The 11610-nt window shown below is 40.0% G+C and carries 8 protein-coding genes; 5 read left to right on the top strand and 3 right to left on the bottom strand.

Annotated elements, in window-relative coordinates; translation table 11 throughout:
• Positions 1-31 precede the first annotated feature (31 nt).
• From D5R40_RS25725 to D5R40_RS25715, 3 genes are all read right to left on the bottom strand, one after another.
• A complete protein-coding gene (locus tag D5R40_RS25725; RefSeq protein ID WP_124155430.1) occupies positions 32-283 on the bottom strand; it encodes a helix-turn-helix domain-containing protein in 252 nt (83 codons plus the stop codon).
• A 611-nt stretch (positions 284-894) separates the two neighbouring features.
• Entirely contained in the window at positions 895-3702 is a 2808-nt protein-coding gene (locus D5R40_RS25720) for a calcium-binding protein (protein WP_161565071.1), read from the bottom strand.
• Between the two features lie 620 nt (positions 3703-4322).
• Positions 4323-6680, bottom strand: coding sequence for a calcium-binding protein (locus D5R40_RS25715; protein ID WP_161565070.1), 2358 nt, complete (start codon positions 6678-6680; stop codon positions 4323-4325).
• Positions 6681-7258: 578 nt separating this feature from the next.
• Between D5R40_RS25715 and D5R40_RS36055 the strand changes: the two genes are divergently transcribed.
• From D5R40_RS36055 to D5R40_RS25695, 5 genes are all read left to right on the top strand, one after another.
• Positions 7259-7411 carry a hypothetical protein gene (locus tag D5R40_RS36055; protein WP_161565069.1) on the top strand — a complete coding sequence of 51 codons (153 nt, stop codon included), beginning with the start codon at positions 7259-7261 and terminating at the stop codon, positions 7409-7411.
• 401 nt (positions 7412-7812) lie between these two features.
• On the top strand, positions 7813-8451 hold the full coding sequence (locus D5R40_RS25710; protein ID WP_124155427.1) for a response regulator: 639 nt from the start codon (positions 7813-7815) through the stop codon (positions 8449-8451).
• A 464-nt stretch (positions 8452-8915) separates the two neighbouring features.
• The gene (locus D5R40_RS25705) at positions 8916-9851 is read left to right on the top strand and encodes an ABC transporter substrate-binding protein (protein ID WP_124155426.1); all 936 of its coding nucleotides are present in this window, start codon (positions 8916-8918) and stop codon (positions 9849-9851) included.
• Complete coding sequence (locus D5R40_RS25700) at positions 9803-10438, top strand: extracellular solute-binding protein (RefSeq protein ID WP_192901314.1); 636 nt, start codon at positions 9803-9805, stop codon at positions 10436-10438. Before D5R40_RS25705 ends, D5R40_RS25700 begins: the two co-directional genes overlap by 49 nt.
• A gap of 249 nt (positions 10439-10687) precedes the next feature.
• On the top strand, positions 10688-11610 hold a 923-nt coding region (locus D5R40_RS25695; RefSeq protein WP_192901313.1), incomplete at its 3' end, for a cache domain-containing protein.

The following is an 11610-nucleotide window of genomic DNA, read 5'->3' as shown; positions in this document are numbered from 1 at the left end:
CTTCTTCCTTCTTCCTTCTTCCTTACCTTTGCTATACAAGACCGATGCTACCGGACATGATATCACTTAACCAATCGGCTACTTGACGACCGTTCCACAATCCACCATCTGGTGATTTTTCACAGAGAACTTGCCACAGTTGGGCTTGCTGTAAATCTGTTAATATTGCCTCCTGCCCTTGGTTGTGACGGCGCCCGTCTCCCAAACTTTTTGTGCCCCATTTGTTGTAGCGTTTGACTAACTGATAAATCCAAGTTCTACTGTCACCAGTGACATGGGCCACTTATCATGGTGTTTTTCCTGTCACTAATAACCAAATTATTTGGTAATGGGTACGTTCGGTGACATTTGTCGCCTGGCGATCATGAACCAGTAACTCTTGAGCACTTAGGTAGTTGGCGTTGGCGGAGCAAGTGCGGCAGCTATATCGCCATCCTTTTGGCTATCAACTTTGAATACCTCTACTGTAATGATTTTGGCTTTATTATAAGTGATCATCCGAACATGATATTAATTCGATATAAAAAAATTTTCATCTTCACGAGCGCCATTGCCAAATATTTCTAGAACTCCCCATCCCCATCTCCCACATCACACCCAAGATACTCAAAAGTTACTTTTGCTTTGCCCGTAGCGCTATATTGCTGCACTCAAAAGCAGATGAATCTAGTTGTTAGATTCACCTGCTTTCAAGATTAATAATTCTGACTAATATAAAGTTTGAGTTAGAACTTAGAACAGAGGGTAGTGGTGTAGAAGTAGTGATATCCAAAACAAAGTCAAGTAGTCAAGGGAATATGATTTATTAAAAACTAAGAATTTAAGGTACTTTCTGTTAAGAGTTAAGTGTTCCTTATTCCCTACCTTGCTCCCTAAATCACTTGATTTAGAGGATTACCCGACCAGATCAACATGACTGTTAAGATTAAAGCCAGATTCATTTTCGAGAATAGCAATAACTTTGTCACCATTAGCTAACAATTGACCTTGTTCATTAAAGCTCAAATCACTCAGACTACTAAAACCATAGTGAAACCTATTAATACGAATTCGATCTCCTTCAGAAGCAGTGAAGTCAAGAATCTTGTCAACACCACTAAAGGCATCAAAACGCTCAATGAAAGCAAATATATCAGCACCACCACCACCAATTAAAACATCACTATCTTCAAAGCCTTGCAGAAGGTCGTTACCATCTCCTCCTAGGAGCAGATCGTCCTGCCACCCACCTCGGAGAGTATCGTTGCCTCCACCGCTATACAGGTAATCATTACCACCAAGACCTCGCATTAATTGATTGCCGGAGTTGCCGATGAGAACATCATCACTACCTTCTGAACCGTCATTGTCTGTTTGTGAACCCAAAATCTCAATTTGTTTTAAGGCATCTCCTACTTGATTTTTAGAGATATTTTCTAGAATGGCAAGATCCCGATCGCCAAGAGTAATAGTGAGAGCATTATTAGTTTCTGAATGGGTAAAGTTTAAGCCTAAGGAAGGATCGGAGTTATCACTAATAGCATCCAAATTCTTTTTCCATATCTCAATCTTATCTCCTTCAGCAGGAGTGAAGTCCAGGATGCGGTCGGGAGAAAAGTTGGTTCCATATTGATTGAGACTAAAAGTATCAGCACCAGTACCACCAATTGCAGTGTCACCTTGTTGAGAGGTAATGATGCTATCGCCACCATCTCCTCCTAGTACAACATCCCTACCTCCAAATAATGCGATGTTATCGTTGCCTGCATGACCATAGACATACTGACTACCAGCTGAGTCGCCGATCTTACTGCTGGTTTCCTCATTGTTGATGACAATTGTGTTGTTTTCTTCTCCAATAAACTCAATTTGTTTTAAGGCATCTGCAACTTGATTTTCAGAGATATTTTCTAGGATAGCAGCCTGCTGACCAGCAATAGAAATAGTAAGCTTATTATCAGTATCAGAATAAGTCGCATCAAAGTCTACAGATGAATTGCTATCGTAATATTCTTTTACATCAATCTGAATCTTATCCTCAGAAGATGTAAAGTCTGTAATTGTATTTTTCCCACTAGAGAGCCTGAAAGTATCTTGACCACCATTACCAGTTAGATTATCGTCCCCTTTTCCACTAATAAAGATGTTAGCCTGACCATCTCCTGTGATATTGTCATTATGATCGCTACCAATAATGTTCTCAATGCTGTTTAACGTGTCTTTGGTACCGAAGCCATCATCATTGTTCCCCCCATTCTCTAAGTTAATAGTGATACCTGATGTAGAGTCCATATAGTTTGCTGAATCAGAACCATCACCACCAAAAATACGGTCGTTACCTTGTCCAGCCAAAAACTGATCGTCGCCCTTAAATCCATACAGCACATCATCATCAGCTGTATATGCTGCTGCTGGTGTTTCATAGCCATAGATAACATCACCAAATTGTGTCCCGTAGGAATAATCAGAATTATTGCTACCCTTGATATCAAATCCGGAATAGGCTCCCAGAACCAGAAATTTGTTTGTTCCTAAGTTTTCGATATCTTCAGGTGCAATATTCAGTTGTGTATTACTTTTGTAATCTTTGGCACCACTAGAATCAAGAATTAATGCGTTGCGTTCAAGAATATCAAACCAGTTTGACTGAAGTTTGCCGTTTGAATTACCTTCAAGATTATTAAAGTCATTAGATAGTTGAACAGTTGCAATCGTATCAGTTTTGTCTGTATCCTGAAAAACCTTTAAGAGATTGTTACCAGTGTTATTTTGATCAATGTAGATATCACCATCCGATGGTAGAGGAATAAATATGACATCCTCGGTAGGGTTGAAGTCTGTAATGGTGGCAGAACCTGTGTCAGCATCACTTGCGCCTTTTTCAACTGGGGCTGTAACGTTATTTGAGGTAGCTTTGGTTACATCAAACAGCATTGGCACGATTTCTTTGGTGATTTTGCCAACAGTCCCCAAGCCGGGAATAACTGTGAAGAGTAAGTCACTAACGTCTCCTGCCAGGCTTAAACCTAGATTTTTCCAGTTAAAACCTCCTCCTGTAGTAACGGGGTCATTATTTGCCGGGGTGGTAGCATCTCCCAAAAAGAAGGTATCAGCATTTGCACCACCTTTCAGTGTATCGCTTTGGCCATTAGTTAGACGACCTGTGTACAATAAGTCATAGCCGATTCCTCCGTCTAGATTGTCAGTTCCTTCTCCACCATGAAGTGCATCATTACCGATTCCTCCCTCAAGATTGTCTCTTCCGTTTCCACCATGAAGTACATCATTATCCTCCTCACCTCTGAGAGTATCATTCCCGTTCAAGCCTTGAATAACGTCGTTTCCTTTTCCTCCATTAATTTCATCGTCGAAAGTACCATCCCAGTGCCTTGAAGAAGTCTTACTATTGTTAATGCCATGATACCAAGTATAGCTCTGTGGCTGTGCGCCGGTAATGTTGTTATCACGATCGTTGCCATTAATAGTAGAGTAAGAAAGAAATTCCTTCACATGAACGTTTTTATAGTCCAAGCCTAGAGCTTCCCTCTCTTTCCTGGTTTCATGTATTATGGTATTACCAGGATCGTGCCGATGAATATTATTTGAAAAGTTTGTCTGCCAGTCTGGCATAGTGTGGGGGTTTGATTGCTCCATAATTCGGAGTGCGTAGCGACCTGTAAAGTAAACTTTCGATACTTGTTCATTAAAGACAGTTTCTGCCATGTTTTTTTCTCCTTCAAATATAATTTTTGTTGGCATTGGAAAGATGTTTTTTTCTTTCCCTCTGTAATATCACTATCGCTGAAATTTTCAGAAAACACAATACGGAAAAGTTCAGTTTTGGTAATGAGTTTTTCACATAACCAAAACTGAACTTTTTTGAGGTAAATTGGGACAAGACAATTAGGTTTACCCAAAAATAAATCTGCTTATAATCAAGTCTAGACTTGATATACAGAGATTGCTTGGTAACTTCAAATAGATTTTTGAATTAATTTATGAGTAAGTATTTTGGCGTAGATATACGACAAATATCGTAGAATTTTATTCAGGAAAATTCAGTTTTATTCAGTGGTTGAAAAAATCAACAAATAAATTATTGTATTGTCAAAGTTTTTAGTCGATCAAATTTAACTTCTAAATTCAGTGAAGCCGCATAGAAATCGCCATTTCACACATCACGCCCAACATATAAAAAAAGATATAAAAAGTGACTTTTGCTTCGCCCGTAGCGCTATATTGCTGCACTCAAAAGCAGATGAATCTAGGTTAGATTCACTTGCTATCAAGTTGAGGAGTTTAAATCAAAATTTGGAATTAAGTTATCTACTGTGAAGTTTTAGTTAAAACAAAGAAACGTGACTATTAGGATCAAAGCCAGATTCATTTTCGAGAATGGCAATCACAGAGTCATTAAACGACAATTCATTTGAGTTATTATCATACGCGAGATCTGACAGACTGCTAAGACCATCAAAATGGCTTGTCAAGATATTAATCTGATCCCCTTCAGCAGCAGTGAAGTCCATAATGCTATCGGGAGCAACATTCCTTACCCATTGGCCACCAGAAAAATACCCTCCGGCAAAATTATAGAGAGTAAAAGTATCAGCACCAGCACCACCAATCAAGATGTCAGCTTGTTGAGAGCCATCAAGATAATCGTCACCATCTCCTCCTAGTAACACATCCTTGCTACGCAATGCTCTGAGACCATCTTGGCCACCACCACCATAGATATACTGACTAGAAAACGAGCCACCGAGACCAGTGTTGTTGTCATCATCGCCCATGACAATTGTGTTGTTTTCTTCTCCAATAAACTCAATTTTTTGTAAGGCATTTGCCACTTGAGAATTAGAGATATTTTCTAGAATAGCAGCATCTTGACCAGCAAGAGAAATAGTAAGGGTATTAGTCGTATCAGAATGAGTCGCATCAAAGTCTACAGATTGATTGTTCTCGTAATATGCTTTAACATCAATCTGAATCTTATCTTGAGAAGGGTTGAAGTCTGTAATTGTATTTGTTCCACTTGAGAGGATGAAAGTATCTTCATCACCATTACCTGTGAGAATATCGTCTCCTTGTGCACTACCTAAAACGTTAGGTTTATTGTCTCCTGTGATCTCATCATCATAGTCACTACCTATGATGTTCTCAATGCTGTATAGCTTATCTTTGCCACCGAATCCATCGTTGGCGACTTCAACATAGGTATTGTTTGGTTTATTGGTTAAATCAACTGTAACGCCAGCAGTAGAGTGTATGTAGGAAGAAGTGTCTAAACCATCATCTCCTTTGATAATGTCAGCTCCAGCTCCACCTAAGAATACATCATCACCATTAAATCCTCTCAACTGATCGTTATCTACTGAGGCTGGGTCAGATTGTATGTCATCATTTGGATCGAGGTTATACCCAGAAATTATATCACCGAAGTTGGTTCCGTATTGGTAGTCTATACCACCCTTACCCTCTAATTGTAGACCCGAATAAGCACCTAGAACAAGGAATCTATTGCTTCCCAAGTTTTCCAGATCTTTACTTTCGATAGGTAAAGTTGTCCCATTGTAAAGTCCCTGGGTTGCACCATTAGAATCAATAATTAAGGCATTATCTATCAAAGTCTCTCTAATAGAGGTCTGACCAGCCCTGCTGATTGAGTTCGTTCCTTGTCCAAAGATATCTGATGGAGTCGCTAACTCAAGAGTTGCAAAGGTCTTGTCGCCATCTTCACTGTTATACTTAAAGCTTAATGTACTGGTAGTGTTGGTGTCCTCTGAGATAAAAACATTTGCCTTTCCCGTAGGAGCTAGGGGAATAAAAACAACGTCTTCTCGGGGATTAAAGTCTTTGATAGTTGCATAAGTTCCAGTCTTAGGTAGTGGCACTGTAGGAATTGCACTAGGATCTTCTATCCCTCCTACAATGCTTTTGCCTATATCGAATACCATTGGGACGACTTCTTTAGTCAGTTTGTTCCAACCGAAATATTGAAAAGCTAAGTCACTAACATCTCCAGCTATACTCAAACCGAGGTTTAGCCAATCAATACCAGTAAATTTAGCTTTGCCCGGGTCCTCTGGTTCTTGTGGTTGTGGAACCTCACCCAAGAAAAAGGTGTCTGCATTTGCACCTCCATGCAAGTCGTCACTCTCTGTTCCAGTCAAAAGACCAGTATAGAGTAAATCTTGACCAGCATTCCCTTTGAGGGTATCAGTTCCCAAACCGCCACGGAGAACATCACTGTCCCCACCACCAAGTATACTGTCATTTCCCTCATTGCCCCAGATCTCATCGTTGCCAGCATTCCCTTTGAGGGTATCATCTCCGTTATGACCTCTGATTACATCTTCGCCCGCTCCCCCAGAAATATCATCATTTGCTTGTGTTACTTTTATTTCGAAGCCATTAGGATCATCACTAAATAAATTAGCATATTGATCGATTAGAGGAAAGGCAGTAGCATTCATATCACCATTACCATCAATAGTATCATTAGTATCTGAGCCAATAATCTTACTGTAGTAATACCACCTCGAATTTGCGCTCCGAGCCCCCGCCTCTGGTTGGAAGTCATTATTGAAAGACCCTGAAATATTTTTAGTGCCCATGTCAGTCAAGTCTGGAGCCGATGAATCCAAAGAACCGCCGGGGCCGAAAACTTCATCCCATGTCACTACTACCTGATCCGCCATAGTTCTATCCTCCGTAATGGGTGTTTTTGTTGTTTTTGTTTAAAGAGATTGTTCTCTTTCCATTGTTAATATCACTATCGCTAAAATTTTCAGAAAACACAATACGGAAAAGTTCAGTTTTGGTAATGAGTTTTTCACATAACCAAAACTGAACTTTTTTGAGGTTAATTTGGACAATAAACTTAGATTGGCAAAAAAATAAATCTGCTTATAATCAAGTCTAGACTTGAAATATACATATTTTTTAGTAACTAAAAATTGATATTCAATTAATTTTGTATAGGTATTGATGACTAAGTTTTTTGGCGTAGATATACAACAAATATTGTAGAGTTTTATTCAGGAAAATTCAGTTTTATTCAGTGGTTTAAAAAATCAACAAATAAATTTCCGAAAAATTCAGTTTTATTCAGTGGTCGAAAAAATCAACAAATAAATTTCCCACAGAGGTGGCTGTTCAGCATTTCAGCGTAGATGTCCCACAAATACAATAAGGGACAATCCATCTGTATAGCGCGTAGCGCTAGGGAATAGTAGACTGTCAAAGGATTTCAGGATTTATAAATATCCTAACCTTAATGCGTAACGCTATAGAAAGGAGCGATCGCTCTAATTATGCACCAACACAGTATAACTACAAAAAAAAGCAGATGAATCTAGCTGTTAGATTCACCTGCTATCGAGTCGAGGAGTTTAAATTAAAAATTAATCAGGACTTACGCATGAGGTAGGAAAAAGTAGGATTTGAGATTGCTATCCGTTCCAAACTGCTCCGCAAACCCTGTCCGTCGCAATGACAAAAATACTTTGTACTGCGTAAGTCCTAATTAAGTGTAAATTCTAAGATTTACCCAACGACACCAGAAGTTAAAAGTCAGATTTGAATGGTTTAAAAGTATAGTGAATTGGTATAAATACTGATGATATCAAAAGCGATCGCGACTTTCCTAATATCCTGTGGGATATTGGCAACTGACGGAGAGTTGTCGCGGTCTCGCTGAAGGTTGTCGAGAGTTGGAAACCGCTGTTACTTATACCAGTTTGAAAAAAGAATGTTACGAATAATAAGGGCGATAAAAAGAATTTACATGGGATGTCCATTTAACTGAACATATAAGTTATAAAATAATAAATGGCATCGAAGCTATACCTTAAAGCAGATCGAGGAACTACAGCCATTCCGATTATTTTTATCAGTGCCTTAGATGGGTCTTGGGATAAAATCAAAGGTTTTTCTGTGGGTGGGAGTGACTACATAACTAAACCCTTCAATACATTAGAAGCGATCGTTCGTATTGAGCATCAACTGCAAATTCGCCAGATACAAGAGAAAATGATTGGACTTGAGGAGCAAGGTCAGGTAACTCCTGACCAGACTGTTGCCTCAGAGTCAAAGCAGATTCTGATGGTGGATGATGAACTCAAAAATTTAGCCCTATTGACTGATTTATTGGAAGAAGAAGGGTATCAAGTCTGGCAAGCAGATAGTGGCTCGGAGGCATTAAGAATTGCCGAGATGGTATTACCGGATCTGATTTTGCTAGATATTAATATGCCAGATATAAATGGCTACGATGTTTGTCAAAAACTGAAGGCAGATGCCAAGACCAAACTTATCCCGGTGATTTTCGTGAGTGCTGTGGATGAAGCCTGGGATAAAGTGAAAGCGTTTTCTGTAGGTGGTAGTGATTATGTGGGTAAACCTATTGATATAATTGAATTAATGGCTCGCATGAGATATCAATTGCAAATTTGGAGTCATTATAAATAATATTATGTCCGGTTTAATAGTTATAATTAGAGCTTGTAGTTGGGCTTTAGCCCCAATACACATATTTCATGGGCTAAAGCCCAACTTCAAACAAAAATTTTTTTATCACTGATTATCTGGACATGATATTATTATATTTTTAGTTAAAAATTTCAGATTATAAAAGCTAGATTTAAGTATCGTACAAAAAAGCTCAAAACCAAGGAGATTCAGACAATACTGACCCAGTATGTGTAGACGGATAATTAGTGATGAACAGCACTTACGCATGAGGTAGGAAAAACTAAGATTTGAGATTGCTTCCCTGTCGGTCGCAATGACGAAAATAGGTTGTACTGCGTAAGTCCTGATGAAAAAACTTTTGTATCCTGATCGATTATTTTCTACTAACTACTGACTCCTGTCTCCTGTATCCTGACTCCTCCCTAATCATTTATAACTATTTAACCGGACATGATATAACAATGAAAAGACGAGATGTATTGCGTTTAGGAACATCAGCAGCATTGGGATGGAGTGCAACTTATGCACTCAAAGCCTGTAGTCGTTTTTCCTCTTCTTCATCTGTTAAATTATCCCTTGAAGAGACTCGCGGTTCAGAATCAGCAAGCGTCATCGGAACCGATGCTTACCACTTTCTCAAAGATGTAGCTAAAACATTTTCCGGCATGACTCTACGATTGATTACAGAAGACGTACCCAGCGCACAAGTCGCTTGGGAATTAGTTCAAAAAGAATTTATTCCCCTAACGGGAATCAAAGTGCAATGGGAGCTATTACCCCTCGAACTTGTTTTGGGAAGAATCGAGCAAGACATTGCCAGAGAAACCGGAATCTACGATATCATGTATTGCGATCGAGATTGGGTCGGTCGTCTTGCTAATATTGGGATCGATCCCAGAGCGTTGCTAGAGAACAGTGAACTACAATATCCTAACTACAATTTTGAGGATTTTTTCCCGTCTTTGGTTGCTAATATGGCTTCCTATCAAGGACGGTTGATAGCAATCCCCTATGACATTCCCATATTTATTATGTTCTACCGCCGAGATATTTTTGAAGAATTGGGGTTGTCCGTCCCAACAACAATGACAGACTACTTGGCAACAGCACAAGTAATTAACGAAGCCAAAAAACCTCAAGTTTATGGAACAGCAGGACAGTGGAAGGCAGGGCATAACAGCTTGCTTTGCAATATGACCGCTTGGTTGTGGTCCCATGGCGGGTCGTTTTATCATGCGGATGGAACGCCAGCCATTAATGACGAGTGGGCGATCGCTGGTCCCATGGCGGGTCGTTTTATCATGCGGATGGAACGCCAGCCATTAATGACGAGTGGGCGATCGCTGGAATGGAATATTTACTGGATCAACGACAATATGCTCCTCCTGAAGCCTTAACCTGGGATTGGTATGGGGAAGCAGAAGCGTTTCGCCAAGGTCGAGTAGCTATGTTGATTTCTTGGGGAGAGTGGTTTCCATGGTTTGAAGCATCGCCGACATCTCAAGTATCAGGACGAGTTGCAACCGTCCCATGTCCCCAAGAAATTGCTCTGCGTTCTCCCAGCGAATGTGCTTTTGGGGAAGTTCCGGGTATCAGCCATTGTGGAGGAAGCAGTTTGTTACTCTCTCGCTATAGCAAGCAACAAGAGGCAGCATGGGTATTTTTGCAATGGCTCACAAGTGCAGACACCATGACCAGAGTGGCAATATTGAGCAATACCAACGGCGTTCGTCGCAGTACCTATAGCGATCCTCGATTACGAGTTGGCTTTGGAGGGCAACCTCATGTTATCAAGTATTTTGATGTGACTCTAGATGCTATTGAAAATCGTATGGGAGTAGAACCCCATCTTCCTAAATGGATCGATCTTGGTTTCAATCGCTTTCCCGTGGAACTTGGAAAATTAATGACCAATCAACAGAGCATTAAAACTACTTTGGACAATATGGCGCAAGCAGCCGCCCAAGTAGCACAAACCCTATAATAGACTTATTGCAAAAGTTTTAATTAAATCAATGTAAGACATGAAATAAACAATTTTCTCCCCCCTATTCCCTATTCCCTATTCCCTATTCCCTGACTAATGAAACTTATCCCTCGAAATATTCGTCCTCTAAAATACTTCTTCAAGAATTACAGCTTACGCTATCAACTGTTAGGCTTATTTTGCTTCATTTCTCTAACTCCTCTTGCCGGCTTTGTTTGGTGGAATCACCAAACCACACGAAGGGCTTTGATTAAATCGGCTAATCAATCCCTGAATGCTGCTGCTTCTCAAACTGTAGCAAACATTGATGCGTTCGTTAGTGCCAATTTAATGGCAATTGTTACCGAAGCGCAACAAGAAACCCTTGCCTCCTATTTGAAAACTGCACCAAGCACTTCTCCTGCCCTAAAAGAACAAGTCCTCAACACCCTAAATACCTTGATTGCCAAAGATAAAATATTTTTAGTGTCTTCGGCTATTCTTGATACCAATGGGCAGAATCTGCTTGATACCCACTTTCCTCAGATCGGACAAGATGAGTCAGAGCGCGACTACTTCCAAGTTACTCTAGTAACAGGAGAACCTTTTGTATCCAACGTAGAATTTTCTGAACTTGATGGCAAGCCTTACTTGTACTTCAGTCAGTCAGTCCGCGATCGCGAAACTGGAAAAGTCGTTGGAGTGTTACGCAGTCAGTACAGCGCAACCAAACTCCAACATATCGTGTTGGAAAATAATAATTTAGCTGGTTCTTTTTCCTTTCCCATTCTGCTCGACGATAAAAATTTACGCTTGGCACAAGGATATAGAGATGATGGCAACCTACCGGAAGAACTTCTATTCCAATTTCTCGCTCCTCCAGAAGCTGACACGATTCAGGAGTTACAGGCAATTTATCGCTTGCCCCCTTCCATCCCTAACGCAACTAAACTTACCAAATTTGATGAATTTGCTGCGAATTTTAGCCCCGAGCGCCCCTACTTTGATACTATTCTTTCTGAAGAAAAGAAAGTAAAATATGCTGGAGCGCTAGAAGCTACCCAAACCATATCTTGGAAGGTCGCTTATTTGCGACCGAAATCTGTTTTTCTCCAACCCATCAAAATTCAAACCCGAAATAACCTCCTCCTTGCTTTTGGAACGACAATTGCTGCAATTGGCGTGGGATT

The sequence above is a fragment of the Okeania hirsuta genome (assembly GCF_003838195.1).
Taxonomy (GTDB): Bacteria; Cyanobacteriota; Cyanobacteriia; order Cyanobacteriales; family Microcoleaceae; genus Okeania; species Okeania hirsuta.
The sequence above is the reverse complement of the archived record's forward strand: the minus strand, read 5'-3'. Positions and strand labels throughout refer to the sequence as shown.

Bases quoted from the DNA above. Each gene is read 5' to 3' on its own strand.
- D5R40_RS25720 (WP_161565071.1), bottom strand. From the start codon at position 3,702: ATGGCAGAAACTGTCTTTAATGAACAAGTATCGAAAGTTTACTTTACA.
- D5R40_RS25715 (WP_161565070.1), bottom strand. From the start codon at position 6,680: ATGGCGGATCAGGTAGTAGTGACATGGGATGAAGTTTTCGGCCCCGGC.
- D5R40_RS36055 (WP_161565069.1), top strand. From the start codon at position 7,259: ATGCGTAACGCTATAGAAAGGAGCGATCGCTCTAATTATGCACCAACA.
- D5R40_RS25710 (WP_124155427.1), top strand. From the start codon at position 7,813: ATGGCATCGAAGCTATACCTTAAAGCAGATCGAGGAACTACAGCCATT.
- D5R40_RS25705 (WP_124155426.1), top strand. From the start codon at position 8,916: ATGAAAAGACGAGATGTATTGCGTTTAGGAACATCAGCAGCATTGGGA.
- D5R40_RS25700 (WP_192901314.1), top strand. From the start codon at position 9,803: ATGGAATATTTACTGGATCAACGACAATATGCTCCTCCTGAAGCCTTA.